Annotated in this window: 17 protein-coding genes; 10 read left to right on the top strand and 7 right to left on the bottom strand. The window is 68.9% G+C overall.

Going from position 1 to position 16,806, the window contains the following annotated elements; genetic code table 11:
- The first annotated feature begins 42 nt into the window (after positions 1-42).
- A complete protein-coding gene (lipA, locus tag CKO33_RS07280; protein ID WP_200180917.1) occupies positions 43-1,020 on the top strand; it encodes a lipoyl synthase in 978 nt (325 codons plus the stop codon).
- Between the two features lie 8 nt (positions 1,021-1,028).
- A complete protein-coding gene (locus CKO33_RS07275) occupies positions 1,029-1,784 on the top strand; it encodes a HesA/MoeB/ThiF family protein (RefSeq protein WP_200180910.1) in 756 nt (251 codons plus the stop codon).
- Positions 1,785-1,856: 72 nt separating this feature from the next.
- Here CKO33_RS07275 and gatB read toward each other — a convergent pair whose 3' ends face one another.
- From gatB to gatC, 3 genes are read right to left on the bottom strand one after another with little or no spacing between them, the layout of a single operon-like run.
- On the bottom strand, positions 1,857-3,287 hold the full coding sequence (gene gatB, locus CKO33_RS07270) for an Asp-tRNA(Asn)/Glu-tRNA(Gln) amidotransferase subunit GatB (RefSeq protein ID WP_200180908.1): 1,431 nt from the start codon (positions 3,285-3,287) through the stop codon (positions 1,857-1,859).
- A gap of 47 nt (positions 3,288-3,334) precedes the next feature.
- Positions 3,335-4,789 carry an Asp-tRNA(Asn)/Glu-tRNA(Gln) amidotransferase subunit GatA gene (gene gatA / locus CKO33_RS07265; protein ID WP_200180907.1) on the bottom strand — a complete coding sequence of 485 codons (1,455 nt, stop codon included), beginning with the start codon at positions 4,787-4,789 and terminating at the stop codon, positions 3,335-3,337.
- 55 nt (positions 4,790-4,844) lie between these two features.
- Positions 4,845-5,132, bottom strand: a complete 288-nt coding sequence (gene gatC, locus CKO33_RS07260; RefSeq protein ID WP_200180906.1) for an Asp-tRNA(Asn)/Glu-tRNA(Gln) amidotransferase subunit GatC — start codon at positions 5,130-5,132, stop codon at positions 4,845-4,847.
- A gap of 125 nt (positions 5,133-5,257) precedes the next feature.
- On the opposite strand from gatC, the gene CKO33_RS07255 reads away from it, so the two are divergent.
- Genes CKO33_RS07255 through mreD form a run of 3 tightly spaced genes read left to right on the top strand, consistent with a single transcriptional unit; the run spans position 5,258 to position 7,756 of the window.
- Positions 5,258-6,304 (top strand): rod shape-determining protein, encoded by a 1,047-nt coding sequence (locus CKO33_RS07255; RefSeq protein ID WP_090486492.1) that lies wholly within the window; start codon positions 5,258-5,260, stop codon positions 6,302-6,304.
- Entirely contained in the window at positions 6,301-7,272 is a 972-nt protein-coding gene (mreC, locus tag CKO33_RS07250) for a rod shape-determining protein MreC (protein WP_200181037.1), read from the top strand. The genes CKO33_RS07255 and mreC overlap by 4 nt, the downstream gene beginning before the upstream one ends.
- Positions 7,265-7,756 (top strand): rod shape-determining protein MreD, encoded by a 492-nt coding sequence (gene mreD, locus CKO33_RS07245; protein WP_200180904.1) that lies wholly within the window; start codon positions 7,265-7,267, stop codon positions 7,754-7,756. The genes mreC and mreD overlap by 8 nt, the downstream gene beginning before the upstream one ends.
- 9 nt (positions 7,757-7,765) lie before the next feature.
- On the opposite strand, the gene CKO33_RS07240 is transcribed toward mreD, so the two are convergent.
- Entirely contained in the window at positions 7,766-8,737 is a 972-nt protein-coding gene (locus CKO33_RS07240; RefSeq protein ID WP_200180902.1) for a ChaN family lipoprotein, read from the bottom strand.
- Between the two features lie 168 nt (positions 8,738-8,905).
- Between CKO33_RS07240 and rnd the strand changes: the two genes are divergently transcribed.
- Together rnd and CKO33_RS07230 are read left to right on the top strand one after the other, a co-directional pair.
- Positions 8,906-10,078, top strand: a complete 1,173-nt coding sequence (gene rnd, locus CKO33_RS07235; protein ID WP_200180900.1) for a ribonuclease D — start codon at positions 8,906-8,908, stop codon at positions 10,076-10,078.
- A gap of 87 nt (positions 10,079-10,165) precedes the next feature.
- On the top strand, positions 10,166-10,642 hold the full coding sequence (locus CKO33_RS07230) for an FKBP-type peptidyl-prolyl cis-trans isomerase (protein WP_090486506.1): 477 nt from the start codon (positions 10,166-10,168) through the stop codon (positions 10,640-10,642).
- A gap of 137 nt (positions 10,643-10,779) precedes the next feature.
- Here CKO33_RS07230 and cspE read toward each other — a convergent pair whose 3' ends face one another.
- Positions 10,780-10,986, bottom strand: a complete 207-nt coding sequence (gene cspE, locus CKO33_RS07225) for a transcription antiterminator/RNA stability regulator CspE (RefSeq protein ID WP_090486509.1) — start codon at positions 10,984-10,986, stop codon at positions 10,780-10,782.
- Positions 10,987-11,249: 263 nt separating this feature from the next.
- Positions 11,250-11,672, bottom strand: coding sequence for a Rok-like winged helix domain-containing protein (locus CKO33_RS07220; RefSeq protein WP_200180893.1), 423 nt, complete (start codon positions 11,670-11,672; stop codon positions 11,250-11,252).
- 499 nt (positions 11,673-12,171) lie between these two features.
- Here CKO33_RS07220 and CKO33_RS07215 point away from each other — a divergent pair, with 499 nt between their 5' ends.
- The gene (locus CKO33_RS07215; protein WP_200180891.1) at positions 12,172-12,714 is read left to right on the top strand and encodes a SprT family zinc-dependent metalloprotease; all 543 of its coding nucleotides are present in this window, start codon (positions 12,172-12,174) and stop codon (positions 12,712-12,714) included.
- 25 nt (positions 12,715-12,739) lie between these two features.
- Here CKO33_RS07215 and CKO33_RS07210 read toward each other — a convergent pair whose 3' ends face one another.
- Positions 12,740-14,665 carry an ATP-binding cassette domain-containing protein gene (locus CKO33_RS07210; protein WP_200180889.1) on the bottom strand — a complete coding sequence of 642 codons (1,926 nt, stop codon included), beginning with the start codon at positions 14,663-14,665 and terminating at the stop codon, positions 12,740-12,742.
- 121 nt (positions 14,666-14,786) lie between these two features.
- Here CKO33_RS07210 and CKO33_RS07205 point away from each other — a divergent pair, with 121 nt between their 5' ends.
- Positions 14,787-15,635, top strand: coding sequence for an ATPase (locus CKO33_RS07205; protein ID WP_200180883.1), 849 nt, complete (start codon positions 14,787-14,789; stop codon positions 15,633-15,635).
- 33 nt (positions 15,636-15,668) lie between these two features.
- On the top strand, positions 15,669-16,745 hold the full coding sequence (gene metA / locus CKO33_RS07200; protein ID WP_200180881.1) for a homoserine O-succinyltransferase MetA: 1,077 nt from the start codon (positions 15,669-15,671) through the stop codon (positions 16,743-16,745).
- Positions 16,746-16,806 lie beyond the last annotated feature (61 nt).

Here is a 16,806-nt window from a genome sequence, read left to right as displayed (position 1 = left end):
CTTGTCACTGCCGCCCCGGGCGGCACGACCACGGAACACACCATGACCGAAACCCTCCACAAGCGCCCCGCACGGGGCGAGAAGCAGCGGGCCGCCGACAAGGTGGCGCGCATCCCGGTGAAGATCGACCCCACCCGGCGCCCACAGCGCAAGCCCCCCTGGATCCGGGCCCGCGCCCAGGGCAATCCCCAGGTGCAACACCTCAAGCGGGTGCTGCGGGACAGCCACCTGCATACCGTGTGCGAGGAGGCCTCCTGCCCCAACCTGGGGGAATGCTTCAGCCACGGCACGGCCAGCTTCATCGTCATGGGGGACATCTGCACCCGCCGCTGTCCCTTCTGTGACGTGGCTCACGGCCGTCCCGAGCCCCTGGACCCGGAAGAGCCCCTGAACCTGGCGCGCACGGTCCAGGCCATGGGGCTGCGCTATGTGGTCATCACCTCCGTGGACCGGGACGACCTGCGGGATGGCGGCGCCGGCCATTTCGTGGAATGCATCCGCCGCACCCGGGAGCTGAGCCCGCAGACCCGGGTGGAGATCCTGGTGCCCGACTTTCGCGGGCGCATGGAGCTGGCCCTGGAGGTGCTGGAGGAAGGCCTGCCGGATGTCTTCAACCACAACCTGGAGACGGTGCCCCGCCTCTACCGCCAGGCCCGGCCGGGGGCCGACTACGCCTGGTCCCTGCGCCTGCTCAAGGATTTCAAGGCGCGCCATCCCCACATCCCCACCAAGTCCGGCCTCATGCTGGGTCTGGGGGAGACCTCGGAGGAGGTGGAGGCGGTGCTGAAGGACCTGCGGGACCACGACTGCGAGATGCTCACCCTGGGACAGTACCTGCAGCCCAGCCGGCACCATCTGCCCGTGGACCGCTACGTCACCCCCGAGGAGTTCGACCGCCTGGCCCGGGTGGCCTATGACCTGGGCTTCTCCCAGGTGGCCAGCGGCCCCATGGTGCGCTCCTCCTACCATGCGGACCAGCAGGCCGCCGCCTACGACGCCGCGCGCAAGGCAGAGTCCTGAAGCGGGCCATGGACGATCAGCAGCTCCTGCGCTACAGCCGCCAGATCCTGCTGCCCCAGGTGGGGGTGGAGGGCCAGCGCCGCCTGCAGGCGGCGCGGGTCCTGATCATCGGCCTGGGGGGGCTGGGCAGCCCGGCGGCCCTGTACCTGGCCGCGGCGGGGGTGGGCCGGCTCACCCTGGTGGACTTCGACCAGGTGGACCTGTCCAACCTGCAGCGCCAGATCCTGCACACCACCGACCGCATCGGCCGGCCCAAGGTGGAGTCGGCACGACAGGCCATCGCGGCAATCAACCCCCAGGTGGAGGTGGAGACGTGGCCCCAGGCCCTGGAGGGGGCCGCCCTGGAGACGGCCATGAGGGAGGCGGATCTGGTGCTGGACTGCAGCGACAACTTCGCCACCCGCTTCGCCGTCAACCGGGCCAGCGTGGCCACGGGCACGCCGCTGGTGTCGGCGGCGGTGATCCGCATGGAGGGCCAGCTCACGGTGTTCGAGCCGGGGGTGGCGGACAGCCCCTGCTATCACTGCCTCTATGGCGAGGCGGAGGAGACGCAGGCGGAGGGATGCAGCCAGTCGGGGGTGCTGGCCAGCCTGCCCGGGGTCCTGGGCAGCCTGCAGGCCACCGAGGCCCTGAAGGCCCTCCTGGGGCTGCCCACCCTGCGGGGGCGGTTGCTGCTGCTGGATGCCCTGGCCATGGAGTGGCGCACCATCCGCATCCGCCGCGATCCCGCATGCCCGGTGTGCGGGGTGCGCCCGGCGGTCTAGAACCGCTCCGCCGGGCTGGGGGCGGACCGTCCCGGTTCCGGAACCCCGGAACCGGGACGCATCCGGCGGGCCTTAGAGTTTCCCCTTCAGCAGTTCGTTCACCTGCGCCGGGTTGGCCTTGCCGCCGGTGCGCTTCATCACCTGCCCGACGAAGAAGCCAAAGAGCTTGTCCTTGCCGGAGCGGTACTGCTCCAGCTGCTGGGGATGGTCCCGCATGACCTCGTCGATCACCTGCTCGATGGCCCCGGTGTCGGTGATCTGCTTGAGCCCCTTGGCCTCGATGACGGTGTCCGCATCCCCCTCGCCGGCCCACATGGCCTCGAAGACGTCCTTGGCGATCTTGCCGGAGATGGTGTTGTCGTGGATGCGCCGCAGCAGCCCGCCGAGTGCCTCAGCGGTCACGGGGCTGTCGCCGATGTCCAGGCCATCCTTGTTCAGGGCGGCGGAGAGTTCCCCCATGACCCAGTTGGCCGCGGTCTTGGCCGGACCCTGGCAGGCCTCCGCCACCGCCTCGAAGTAATCGGCCATCTCGCGGCTGGCGGTGAGCACGCCGGCGTCGTAGGCGGAGAGGCCGTACTGCTCCATGAAGCGCTGTTTCTTCTCGTCCGGCAACTCCGGCAGGGTGGCCCGGACCTTTTCGATGAAGGCGGCATCGAGATCCAGGGGCAACAGGTCCGGGTCCGGGAAGTAGCGGTAGTCGTTGGCCTCCTCCTTGGAGCGCATGGGACGGGTCTCCCCCTGGTCGGGGTCGAACAGGCGCGTCTCCTGCACCACCGTGCCGCCCCCCTCCAGGACGTCGATCTGCCGCTCCACCTCGTAATCGATGGCCCGCTCGACGAAACGGAAGGAGTTGAGGTTCTTGATCTCGGTGCGGGTGCCGAAGGTGTCGCTGCCCCGGGGGCGCACGGAGACGTTGGCGTCGCAGCGGAAGGAACCCTCCTGCATGTTGCCGTCGCAGATCCCCAGGTAGCGCACCAGGGAGTGGAGCTTCTTCATGTAGGCCACCGCCTCCCGGGCCGAGCGCAGATCCGGTTCGGAGACGATCTCCAGAAGCGGCGTGCCGGCGCGGTTGAGGTCGATGCCGGTCATGCCGTGGAAGTCCTCGTGCAGGCTCTTGCCCGCATCCTCCTCCAAGTGGGCGCGGGTGATACCCACGGTCTTGCCCTGCCCGTCCTCCAGTTCGATCTCCAGCCGCCCGTGGGAGACCACCGGCAGTTCGTACTGGGAGATCTGGTAGCCCTTGGGCAGGTCCGGGTAGAAGTAGTTCTTGCGCGCGAAGACGGAGCGGGGGGCGATGTCGGCCCCGATGGCCAGGCCCAGCTTCACCGCCATGCGCACCGCACCCTCGTTGAGTACCGGCAGCACCCCCGGCAGCCCCAGGTCCACGGCGCAGGCCTGGGTGTTGGGGGCGGCGCCGTAGGCGGTGGAGGCGCCGGAGAAGATCTTGGATCTGGTGGCGAGCTGGGCGTGGATCTCAAGCCCGATGACCGTTTCCCATTGCATATTCAATGCCCGGTAGGAGGGTGAGGAGTCGTGTTCGTGGGGACGGCTTAATTGAAGCCGCCCGGCGCCATGCGGTGCCACTCGGTGCCCATCTGGTATTGATGGGCCATACCCAGGAGGCGTGCCTCGTCGAAGTAGTTGCCGATGAGCTGCATCCCCACGGGCAGTCCGTCGGCCAGGCCGGCGGGCAGGGACATCCCCGGCAGCCCCGCCAGGTTCACGGCGATGGTGTAGATGTCCGAGAGGTACATGCTCACCGGATCGTCCGTCTTCTCGCCCAGGCGGAAGGCGGTGTCCGGGGTGGTGGGCCCCAACAGGACATCCACCTCCTGGAAGGCGCGGGCGAAGTCATCGGCGATGAGGCGGCGGATCTTCTGCGCCTTGAGGTAGTAGGCGTCGAAGTAACCGGCGGAGAGGGCGTAGGTGCCCACCATGATGCGCCGCTGCACCTCGGCGCCGAAGCCCTCGCCCCGGCTGCGGGTGTACAGATCCAGGAGGTCCCTGGGGTCCTCGCAGCGGTAGCCGTAACGCACGCCATCGAAGCGGGCCAGGTTGGAGGAACACTCCGCCGGGGCCACCACGTAGTAGGCGGGCACGGCCAGCCCGGCGTTGGGCAGGTCCACCTCACGAAACTCCACCCCCAGTCCCCTGTAATGGTCGATGGCCTCCTCCAGCACCCGGGCCACGGCCGGGGCCATGCCCTCGCCGAAGAAGGGTTTCGGCAGGCCCACACGCAGACCCTTGACGGGGCGGTCCAGGGCCGTCGTGAAGTCCTCCCCGGGACGCTCCAGGCTGGTGGAGTCCCGCCGGTCGAAACCCGCCATAACGTTGAGCAGCAGGGCGCAGTCCTCGGCGGTGCGGGCCATGGGGCCGCCCTGGTCCAGGCTGGAGGCGAAGGCCACCATGCCCCAGCGGGAGACGCGCCCGTAGGTGGGCTTGAGGCCGGTGATGCCGGTGAGGGCCGCCGGCTGGCGGATGGAGCCGCCGGTGTCGGTGCCGGTGGCCCCGGGGGCCAGGCGCGCCGCCACCACGGCGGCGGAGCCGCCGGAGGAGCCCCCGGGTACCCGTTCCGTGTCCCAGGGGTTTTTCACCGGACCGTAGTAGCTGGTCTCGTTGGAGGAGCCCATGGCGAACTCGTCCATGTTGGTCTTGCCCAGCACGGGGCAGCCGGCGGCCTTGAAACGCTCCACCACACCGGCGTCATAGGGGGCGACAAAGTTGTCCAGCATGCGCGAGCCGCAGCTGGTGCGCACCCCCTCGGTGCAGAAGATGTCCTTGTGGGCCACGGGCACGCCGGTGAGCGGCCCGGCCCGGCCCTGGGCCCGGGCCTCATCCGCGGCGCGGGCGGCCTCCAGGGCCTGCTCGGCGGTGACGGTGATGTACCCGTTGAGGGCATCGTCCAGGGTCTCGATGCGCCGCAGGTAATGTTCGGTGAGCTCGACGCTGGAGACCTCCCTGGCCTGGAGGGCGGCGGCGAGCTCGGCGATGGTCTTCTCGTGCATGGGTCGTTCCGTAGTCGGGGCTGGGGTCGTCGGGGTCACGCCCTGGGCGGGGCCCTCACTCGATCACCCGGGGCACCAGGTACAGGCCCGCCTCCACGGACGGGGCGATGGCCTGGAAACGGTCGCGCCGGTCGGGCTCGTCGGGCTCGTCCGGGCGCAGCCGCTGGGAGGCCTCCACCGGATGGGCCATGGGGGTCACGCCTTCGGTGTCCGCCGCGTCCATCTGCTCCACGAAGGCCAGGATCCCGGACAACTCCCGGGCATAACCCTCCAGGTCCTCCGGGCGCACCGCCAGGCGGGCCAGATGGGCGATCTTCTCCACTTCGTCGCGCGACAGGGACATGGAAATGCTCCGAACGTGCTCAAGGGTTGGACAGGCGGGATAACGTAGCACAAGTCCCGCCTTGCCCAAAGCGTGGCGGCGTTGCTAGAGTTATCGCTTTCGCAGGCGTCGCCACACCGGATCCCATGCTCAGCCGCATCCTCGGTCTTCTCTCCAACGACATCTCCATCGATCTCGGAACCGCCAACACGCTGATTTACATGCGGGGCAAGGGGATCGTCCTCAATGAGCCGTCGGTGGTGGCCATCCGTCAGGACCGGGGCCCCGGCGGGCCGCGCTCGGTGGAGGCCGTGGGCATCGCCGCCAAGAAGATGATCGGGCGCACCCCCGAGAACATCCAGGCCATCCGCCCCATGAAGGACGGCGTCATCGCCGACTTCACCACCACGGAGAAGATGCTGCAGCACTTCATCCGCAAGGTGCACCACCACCGCATGTTCCGCCCCAGCCCGCGGGTGCTGGTGTGCGTGCCCTGCGGCGCCACCCAGGTGGAACGCCGCGCCATCCGCGAATCCGCCGCCGGCGCCGGCGCCCGCCGCGTCTATCTCATGGAGGAGCCCATGGCCGCCGCCATCGGCTCCGGCATCCCGGTGGACGAGGCGCGGGGGTCTATGGTCCTGGACATCGGCGGCGGCACCTCCGAGGTGGCGGTGATGTCCCTCAACGGCATCGTCTACTCCGCCTCGGTGCGCATCGGCGGCGACACCTTCGATGACGCCATCACCGCCTATGTGCGCCGCAACTACGGCATCCTCATCGGCGAGGCCACCGCAGAGCGCATCAAACACGAGATCGGCTCCGCCTACCCGGGCAAGGAACTGGAGGAGATCGAGGTCAAGGGGCGCAACCTGGCCGAGGGCGTGCCCCGCGCCTTCACCCTCAACAGCAACGAGATCCTGGAGGCCCTGCAGGAGCCCCTGCACGGCATCGTCAGCGCCGTGCGCACCGCCCTGGAGCAGACCCCGCCGGAACTGGGCTCGGACGTGGCCGAACGCGGCATCGTCCTCACCGGCGGCGGCGCCCTGCTGCGGGACCTGGACCGCCTGCTCATGGAGGAGACGGGCATCCCCGTGGTGGTGGCCGACGACCCCCTCACCTGCGTCGCCCGGGGCGGGGGCAAGGTGCTGGAGATGATCGACGAACACGGGACCGACTTCCTGTCGCTTGAATAACGCCGGGAGGAGGATCCGCCATCAAACAGCCGCTCTTTAACCTGGGGCCCTCCCCGGCGTTACGGCTGGTCCTCTGTGCCGCCCTCTCCCTGGTCCTCATGACCCTGGACCATCGTCACCAGCACCTGCAGGAGCTGCGCTCCGCCCTGGCCACCCTGGTCTACCCCGTGCAATACGCCGCGGACCTGCCGGTGCGCATCGGCCGCTGGACGTCCGAACAGTTCGCCACACACCGGACCCTCATCTCCCGCAACGCCCGCCTGCAGGCGGAGAACCTGCGCCTGCAGGGGCGCATGCTGCGCTTCGAGGCCCTGCAGGCGGAAAACGCCCGCCTGCGGACCCTGCTGGACACCTCCTCCCGGGTGCGCGAGGAGGTGGTGATCGCCGAACTCCTGTCCGTGGATCTGGACCCCTTCCGCCAGCAGGTGGTGCTGGACAAGGGCCGGGTGCACGACGTCTATCCGGGACAACCCCTGATCAATGCCCAGGGGGTGGTGGGGCAGGTGCTGGAGGTGCACCCGATGCACAGCATCGCCCTGCTCATCTCCGACCCCAGCCACGCCCTCCCGGTGCGCATCCAGCGCACGGGGCTGCGCACCCTGGCCATGGGCACGGGCAATCCCAAACGCCTGGAACTGCGCTTCATCCCCCCCAGTGAAGACGTGCGCGTGGGGGACATGGTGCGCACCTCCGGCCTGGGCGAGCGCTTCCCGGCGGACTACCCCGTGGCCGAGGTGGTGCATGTGGAGCGCCCCGAGGGGGCGGAGTTCGCCGTGGTCCAGGCCCGCCCTCTGGCCCGTCTCGACCGCACCCGGGAGGTGCTGCTGCTATGGAGCCGGCGGCAGGAACAGGCCCCGGAACCCTCGCTGGAGGAAGCCCCCCCTGCCCGCACCCCCGGGCAGGACGCCTCCCCGCCCGCCGGGGTGACCCCGGACAAGACCGAACCGCGGGGGGATGGCGATGCCTAGCCCGGCCGCACCGCTGCTCGCCATCCCGGCCACCCTGATCCTCGCCCTGGGGCTCATGATCATGCCCCTGCCGGAATGGCTCAGTCCCTGGCGCCCGGAGTGGCTGGCCATGGCCGTGCTCTACTGGAACATGGCCCTGCCCCGCCGCGTGGGCGTGGGCACGGCCTGGATCGCCGGCCTGCTGCTGGACGTGGCCCGGGGGGCCCTGCTGGGACAGCACGCCCTGGCCCTGGCCCTCATCGCCTGGATCGCCATCCGCCTGCATCAGCAGGTGCGCTTCGCCCCCCTCTGGCAACAGGCCATCACGGTGGGGGGGATGCTGGCCCTGTACCTGCTGGTGATCCTGTGGGTGGATGGCATCACCGGCCATGAGCCCGGCACCTGGCACTACTGGGCCCCCCTGCTCACCAGTATCCCCTGCTGGCCCCTGGTCTTTGTCCTGCTGCGGGGGGTACGCCGGCGCTGGTGCCCCCACCTGGCCTGAGGCCGACACTCAACCGCCCGGCTCCTGGCCCATGCCCTCCAGCTGCTGGCGAAACGCCTCGCAGGGGTCGGTGACGCGCACCCGCGGGGTGAACCAGACGATGTCATACCGCCCCTGCAGGGTATCGCCGTAATCGGCCATGCGCCGGCGGTCTTCGGAGACCTCCAGGAACCCCACGCTCAGCACCCGGTCCCCGGGCAGGTAGAACGGCACCCCATAGTCGCGGCGGACATGGCCGTTGCCGGCGATGAGCACGGCAGGACGGGCCGCCAGCTCTTGCAGGGCCCGGGCCATGACCGCGTCCCGGGCCCGCTGGGCCTGCACCATGCCGCCCACCCGCTCCGCCGGCAGATAACCGCAATGGGCCTCCAGGATGTCCTCCACCAGCCGCCTGCCGGCGGCCGCCGGCAGGGACCGGTCCAGCCCCAGCCGGCGGACCTGCTCCGCCCCCAGCACCGCATCCATCCCCTGGCGGGCGATGCGCGCCGCCCGGGGCGCGGACAGGTTGGCCGCCACCAGGGGCCGGTCCTGGTCCAGGACCCACTGCACCAGGGGGCGGTACAGGGGCCAGGGCCAGTGGCGCACCGCCACCTCCAGCTCCCGCCCCAGACGTTCGGCCTCCCGCACCCCCCCGGCGCGCAGGCGGTCGATGCGGGGCTGCTGCCCCCGGTCGAAGATCTCGAAGGCCACCCCGGGTCCTTCCCCCTCCCCCCGGGCCAGCCATTCGAGGACCTCGCCGTGGAGGCGGTGATGATCCGGGTTGTCGTGCACCTCCCCCAGGAGCACATACGCGGCACCCTGCAGATGCTGGCGCAGCTCTTCCCGGGACAGGAATCGGGCATGATCCACGGACCAGATCCGCCCCACCAGGGGATGCTCCTGCAGATGCGGGGCCTTCCATTCCGTGGCGGGGGCGGGATGCAGTGCCACCAGCGCCGCCAGTGCGGCGGCCGCGAGCAGGGCGAGGGGTCCGCGGGACATGGGGCCTCCGGGGCTGGTGCGGGGGGCGATGGACGGTATACTGTCGCCCGCCCGCCGGGACGGTCAAGCGGCCCGGCCACACCCACCCGGACCTGCCGGAGCCCTCATGACACAGCCTATCCCCCCGACCCCCCCTGGCAGCGTCGGCTCCGCCGGGAGGAGATGAACATGGAATCCCCCCGGTTCATCGACGACGCAGACGCCCTCCGGGATCTCTGCATCCGCCTGCAGCAGGCCCCCTGGATCGCCCTGGACACGGAATTCCTGCGGGAGAAGACCTACTACCCCCGGCTCTGTCTGGTGCAGGTGGCCACGGAGGAGACGCTGGCCTGCATCGATCCCCTGGCCCTGGAGGACCTCTCCCCCCTGACCGCCCTGCTCCAGGACCCGGCGATCCTCAAGGTGCTGCACGCCGGTGCCCAGGACCTGGAGATCTTCTTCCACCGGGACGGCCGCGTCCCCGCCCCCGTCTTCGATACCCAGGTGGCGGCGGCGCTGCTGGGGCACGGGGACCAGATCGGCTATGGCCGCCTGATCCAGGCGGTGCTGGGGGTGGAACTGGAGAAGGGGCACTCCCGCACCGACTGGAGCCGCCGCCCCCTGGAACCGGAGCAGCTGCGCTACGCCGCGGATGACGTCCGCTACCTGGCCCGGGCCTACCCGCGTATGCGCCAGGCCCTGGAAGCCAAGGGGCGCCTGGCCTGGCTGGAGGAGGACTTCCGCCGCCTGGAGGACCCGGCCACCTACCGCCCGGACCCGGAGGGGGTCTGGCAGCGGGTCAAGGGGCTCAACACCCTGCGCCGGCCCCGTCAGCTGGCGGTGGTGCAGGAGCTGGCCCGCTGGCGTGAGCAGGAGGCCATGCGCTGCGACCGCCCCCGCCGCTGGCTGCTGCAGGACGAGGTGATGCTGGACCTGGCGCGCCGTCAGCCCCAGGACCTCCAGACCCTGGCGAAGGTGCGCGGCCTGGCGGAGACCACGGTGCAGCGCCACGGGGAGACCCTGCTGGGGTTGATCCGCGGGACAGCCGCGCGCCCACAGGAGGCCTGCCCTGCCCCCCTGCCCCGGGGCGGCCGTCTCGATCCGGAGCGGGAGACCCTGGTGGATGTGGCCATGGGACTGCTGCGCCATCAGGCCCTGATCAACGACATCAGCCCCGCGGCCATCGCCACCCGCAGGGACCTGGAGGCCCTGGTGGCGGGGGACGCCCAGTCACCGCTGCTGCGGGGCTGGCGGGCCCGGCTGGCGGGGGATGCCCTGCGCGCCTGGCTGCAGGGGGAGACCCGCCTGGAGGTGGCCTCGGGCGCCCTCAGGGTCACCCCCCGCAGCGGATCCGCATCGTAGCAATCGACCCAACGGATGGTGAACTACGGTCCCCATGCGGGTTAGACTGGCCGCTCATTCAAAAAGAGCAGTTGGAGGCACGGCCGCATGCAGATCGGCAGCAATAAGGTGGTGAGCATCGATTACAAGCTCACCGATGACGAAGGCCGGGTGATCGATGATTCCTCCGAACGGGGCCCCCTGGACTATCTCCACGGGGCGGGCAACATCATCCCGGGCCTGGAACAGGCCCTGGAAGGGAAAGAGGAAGGCGAGCAGGTGCAGGTGCGGGTGGAGCCGGCCGATGCCTACGGCGAACGCGATGAGGAGATGATCCATACCCTCCACCGCGACCAGTTCCAGGGCGTGGACGAGCTGGCGGTGGGCATGCAGTTCCAGGCGGGCACCGAGAACGGTGGCGCCCAGATCGTGACCATCACCGCCATCAACGGGGACGATGTGGTCATCGACGCCAACCATCCCCTGGCCGGCACCCCGCTGAACTTCGATGTGAAGGTGCGGGGCATTCGTGAGGCCAGCGAGGAAGAGGTGTCCCACGGCCACGTACACGCGGACGAAGGCTGATCACCGACACAACCCGCGCGGCAGACGCCGCAACGGTCCTCCATTCCATCCCCAATAAAAAAGGGCCCCGCCTTGCGGCGGGGCCCTTTTTTCATTCCCTTGCTTTCAATCCCTTGCGGTTGCGGCGAAGACCGTGATCAGCCTTCCACCGTGACATTGACCGCCTGCAGGCCCTTGGGGCCCTGCTGCACTTCGTAGTTCACCCGCTGGCCCTCGGCCAGGGTCTTGAAACCGTCGGCCTGGATCGCCGAGTAATGCACGAACACGTCGGCACCGCCATCCGCAGGGGCGATAAACCCGAAGCCCTTCGTCTCATTGAACCACTTCACAGTACCGGTAGACATGAATCCTAACCTCAATCTTCTCTTTCAGATGAATACAGCTCCATGCAGCGTGCCTGTGCCGACGTAGAACGCACAACTCATTCCGCTACACGCGACGCAGTCTAGCCGCTTCGGGTCCGTCATGCCATAGCGGAAGCGGGACGGCTGCATCCGCAGCCCCCGGGAAAACCCTTCCAGGGCATCGTTTTTCCTTTCTTTTCATCGCATTAGCCGGAAGGGGGAATTTTTCCCGGCAACCGCCGCCCTGCCGCTGCCAAAGGGGGTCACAGCGGCCCGTAGACCCCGCGGCCCCGGTTCTGCAGGCGGCCCTGGCGCTTGAGATAGGAGAGGGTCTGGCTGATGTTGCGGGTTTCCAGCCCGCGGGACTCCAGCTCCGCCTTGATCTGCCGGGTGTTCATCTCCCCCTTCTCCTGCAGCAGATCCACCACCTTGCGGCTGAGGTTGGCGCTGCTGCCATTGCTCCGGCGCGTGGCGGCTCGCTTGCGGCCGCCCCCCAGACGCTTGATCTCCTTGTCCAGGGCCGCCAGCTCGGCCTTGTGCCGGGCCACCATCTCGCGGCGCTGGGCCATGAGTTCCTCCAACTTCTCCCGCCGCTCCTGCTCAATCTTTTCGCGTTCCTCCTCCTCGCGGCGGCGGGCCAGTTCGTAGAGCTCCTGTGCCGAAAGATTCTCCAGTACCTGGTTCATCGTCTGTCTATGCTCCCCATGGATCCTTCGTGAAAGACGCAGAACGGAGACCGGAAGGTCTCCCCCGGACATGCATTTCATCCAGCGATACCGATATCGTGTCCCGCATGCCCTCTGCAGGGAGAATCACCCGCATCGGCCAGAGACGACGGTTCGCATTGCAATGCATATGTCCTGCAGCCAAAAAACACTATCCTTTTTTATTTTTGGCGAGAAATCATGCAATGTCAAAGTCGGCACGAGGAAAGACATGGATAAGAGGCACCGGGATCATACATGAACGATAAAGAAACGGATGCGCCCCCCTTTTGGCCCATCGCTTTGCAGTGAAAACGAAACCCCCTGAAGCGGGGTGCCCATCGGGGCATGCGTATGAAAAAGGGATGGCGCAAAGTCCTTCGACCCCTTGTCCGTCACCGGGCCCTGCATTGCGTCTCCCGGGACGGGCGTTCAGAATCACCGCTCCCGATTCCGCAAGACATCCCGCCAACACATACCGATGCCCCTCGACGACGCGCAACAGCAGGCCATCCGCGATGCCGTGCAGGCGTTCTACCGCAGGGCGGGACCCCATTACGGGGTGGACCCGGCCCCGCCGGCGGTGCGCTTCGATCTGCGCGGCCGGGCCGCCGGACAGTGGCGGGTGCTGCGCGGGGAGGAGGCCCTGCGCTTCAATGCCCATCTCTTCGCCATGGACTGGGGGCGGCAATTCCCCGACACGGTGGCCCATGAGGTGGCCCACAGCATCGTCTACCGGCGTTTCGGCCTGGGGCGGGACCGGCGCCGTCCCCATGGGCCGGAATGGCGGGAGGTGATGCAATGGCTGGGATTCGAGCCGCGGGTGACCCACGACTCCGACCTCAGGGGGGTGCCGGTGCGCCGCACACGGCGCTACGCCTACCGCTGTGGCTGTCAGGTGTACGCCCTGGGGGCCCGGCGGCACCGCTCCGCCCAGTCGGGGGAGCGGATCTATTACTGCCGCCGCTGCGGCCAGACCCTGGTCTACGCCCCGGAGGCGGATCTGCCGGAGGATGCGGCCTGAGGGCTCAGGGGCGAGAGGCGCCGATTCAGCCGCCGCCCCCCTCCAGGGCCTCCCAGCGGGCGTAGGCCTCGGCCAGGGCCCGCTCCTTCTCCTCCATGGCCGCCTGGGTGGCGGCGATCTCCTCCCGGGGACGCTGGTAGAAGGCCGGGTCCCCCAGGGTCTGCTGCAGGGCGGCCAGTTCCGTCTCCAGGGCCTCGATGCGCCCCGGCAGGGCCTCCAGCTCCCGCTGGTCCTTGTAGCTGAGCTTCTGGGCCGGGCGCCGGGGGGCCTGCGGGCCGGGTACCCCCTGCTTGTCCTCCTTCGTGGGGGGGGCGCCAGCGGTCCCCCCGGGGGTCGACGGGGCCTTGCCGGTGCTGCGGGCCCGCTGACGCACCCAGTCGCTGTACCCCCCCACGGATTCCTCAAAGCGCCCGTCGCCGGCCCAGGCCAGGACGCTGGTGGCCACGTTGTCGAGAAAGGTCCGGTCGTGGCTCACCACCAGCACCGTCTCCGGGAACTCCACCACCCGGGCCTCCAGCATCTCCAGGGTCTCGGCATCCAGATCGTTGGTGGGTTCGTCCAGCACCAGGACATTGGCGGGACGGATGAAGAGCCGGGCCAGGAGCAGGCGGTTACGCTCGCCGCCGGAGAGGGCCTTCACCGGCTGCCGGGCCCGGGCGGGCTCGAACAGGAAATCCTGCAGGTAGGAGAGCACATGACGGCTCTCCCCGCCCACGTCGATGCGGTCGCGCCCCTCCCCCACGTTGTCCACGACGCTGGCCTCCTCGTCCAGGGCGGCGCGGTGCTGATCGAAGTAGGCCACCTCCAGGCGGGTGCCGCGGCGGATGCGGCCGGCGTCGGGCTCCAGTTCCCCCAGCAGCAGCCGCAGCAGGGTGGTCTTGCCCACACCGTTGGGACCCACGATACCCACCTTGTCCCCCCGCAGGATGAGGGTGGAGAAGTCCCGGATCACCGGCTCGCCGCCGAAGCCGAAGGATACCCCCTCCGCCTCCACCACCATGCGCCCGGTATCCCCGGCGGACTGCAGGGTGAGCCGGGCGCTGCCCTGACGCTCACGGCGCTCGGCACGCTCGGCGCGCAGGGCCTTCAGGGCCCGCACCCGGCCCTCGTTGCGGGTACGGCGGGCCTTGATGCCCTGGCGGATCCAGGCCTCCTCCTGGGCCAGCTTCTTGTCAAAGCGCTCGTTCTGACGCGCCTCCGCCTCCAGGGCCTCGGCCTTGCGCCGCAGATAGGTGTCGTAGTCCCCGGGCCAGCTGGTGAGGCGCCCCCGGTCCAGTTCCACGATGCGGGTGGCCAGGCGGCGCAGGAAGGCCCGGTCATGGGTGATGAACAGCAGGCTGCCCTCGAACCCCAGCAGGAAGGATTCCAGCCATTCGATGGCCTCCACGTCCAGGTGGTTGGTGGGTTCGTCCAGCAGCAGCAGATCCGGCTCCGTCACCAGGGCCCGGGCCAGCAGGACGCGGCGCTTGAGCCCCCCGGAGAGGGCATGGAAGGGGGCGTCCGGGTCCAGTCCCAGGCGGGAGAGCACCATCTCCACCCGCTGCTCCCGGTTCCAGCCATCGGCGGCCTCCAGTTCGTTCTGGCAGCGTTCCAGGGCGGTGAGCTGTGATTCATCGGCCCCCTGCTCCATGGCCCGCACCAGTTGGTGGTAGCGCCGCACCAGCGCCCCCAGGGCCCCCAGGCCATCGGCCACCACGTCGAAGACGCTGCCCTCCAGCCCCCCGGGCACGGCCTGTTCCAGCCGGGCCACCCGCAGGCCGTCACCGCGTTCGATCTGGCCGTCGTCGGGGGCGATCTCGCCGCTGATCACCTGCATCAGGGTGGACTTGCCGGCGCCGTTGCGCCCCACCAGGCAGACCCGCTCCCCCGGCTCGATGCTCAGATCCACCCCGTCCAGCAGGGGCGGGTGACCGTGGCTGAGCTGGATATTGCGCAAAACCAGTGACGGCATAACGGAATCCGGGATGATGAAAAAGGCAGTCATTGTAACCCGAGGCCGGCCCGGACCTCGCGGAGGGATCCGGACAACCTGTTAAAATGCCCGCATCTCCCATTTCGACGGACACCACCCCGTGAAACTCACCCCTTCCGAATACCGGCTGTGGAGAAACAAGTGCATCACCCTGCTGGGGATGTCCGGTGTGGGCAAGACGCGGCTCGCCCATCTGCTGCGCCGTGCCCACTGGTTCCACTTCTCCGGCGACTACCGCATCGGCAGCCGTTACCTGGACGAGCCCATCCTGGACAACATCAAGCGCCAGGTGATGCATATCGAATTCCTGCGCGAGCTGCTGCGGTCGGATTCCATCAGCATCGTGAACAATCTCTCGGTGGACAACCTGCAGCCGGTGTCCAGCTTCCTGGGCAAGCTGGGCAATCCGGAAAAGGGCGGCCTCTCCCTGAAGGAATTCAAGCGCCGCCAGCGCCTGCACCACGATGCCGAGGTGGCGGCCATGCGCGATGTGCCCGAGTTCATCCGCAAGGCCCACGAGATCTATGGCTACGACCATGTGGTCAACGATGCCGGCGGCAGCGTCTGCGAACTGGAAGACCCCGGGGTCATGGAACTGCTGGCGGAGCATTCCCTGATCATCTACATCAAGGCCACGGAACGGGACGAGCAGCAGTTGATGCAGCGGGCCGAGGAAAGCCCCAAACCCCTGTTCTACCGGGAGGACTTCCTGGACCAGGAGCTGACCATCTACCTCCGGGAGAACCACCTGGACTACGTGGCCCAGATCGACCCGGATGCCTTCGTGCGCTGGATGTTCCCGCGCCTGTTCCGCGACCGCCTGCCCCGCTATGAGCGCCTGGCGGAGCAGTACGGCTATACCATCACCACCGATGAACTGGCCCGGGTGCACAACGAGGCCCAGTTCAACCAGCTGATCGAGCTGGCCCTGGAACGCCGGCCGGACTGAGCGGCCGCCCCGAACCCAGACCGGACCCACGCCATGCCCCTTGTCGCCCACACCCCGCTGCCCACCTTCCAGCGCCTGAAGCAGGAGGGCCAGACCGTCCTCACGGGGGACTACGCCCTGCGTCAGGACATCCGCGCCATGCACATCGGCCTGCTGAACATGATGCCGGATGCCGCCCTGGCGGCCACCGAGCGTCAGTTCTTCCGCCTGGTGGGCGAGAGCAACCAGATCGCCCAGTTCTACCTCCACCCCTTCACCCTGGACGCCCTGGAGCGGGGCCCCAAGGGGCGGGAACACATCCAGCGCTACTACGAGCCCTGGGAGAAGATCCAGGAAGAGGGCCTGGACGCCCTGATCATCACCGGCGCCAACGTCACCCAGGTGGACCTGTCCCTGGAACCCTTCTGGGAGCCCCTGATCGAGGTGATCGACTGGGCCTACGAGAACGTCACCTCCACCCTGTGCTCCTGCCTGGCCACCCACGCGGTGATGCAGTTCCGCTACGGCCAGGCCCGCCGCCCCCTGGGCTTCAAGCGCTGGGGGGTCTATCCCCACCGGGTGGTGGACCGCGCCCACCCCCTGGTGGCCGGGGTGAACACCCGATTCGACGTGCCCCATTCCCGCTTCAACGAGATCTCCCGGGAGCAGTTCGAGGCCGCCGGACTGAAGGTGCTGGCGGAAAGCGAGGAGGCCGGGGTGCACCTGGCGGTGAGCGAGGACCAGTTCCGCATCGTCTTCTTCCAGGGGCACCCGGAGTACGACATCATCAGCCTGCTCAAGGAGTACAAGCGGGAGGTGCGCCGCTACGCCGAGGGCGGCCGCCCGGACTACCCGCCCATCGTGCAGAACTACTTCACCCTCAAGGGCGAGGCCATCCTGGAGGAATACCGGGAGTTGCTGAACTGCGCCCTGGCCCGGGGGGAGACCCCGCCGGAGTTCCCCGAGGGACTGCTCATCGAGCAGCTGGACAACACCTGGCACGACACCGCCGAGGCGGTGATCAACAACTGGATCGGCAACGTCTACCAGTCCACCCACATCGACCGCAAGCGACCCTTCCGCGACGAGGTGGATCCCCAGGACCCCCTGGGACGGCGACAGGGTGACTGAACCGCCCCACCCCCAGCCCACAAGGAACCCCCAGCGAGTGCCATGACGGACACCACAGCCC

Source organism: Ectothiorhodospira mobilis (genome assembly GCF_016584115.1).
GTDB lineage: Bacteria > Pseudomonadota > Gammaproteobacteria > Ectothiorhodospirales > Ectothiorhodospiraceae > Ectothiorhodospira > Ectothiorhodospira mobilis.
Note: the sequence above shows the minus strand (reverse complement) of the source record. Positions and strands in the feature narration are given on the sequence as shown.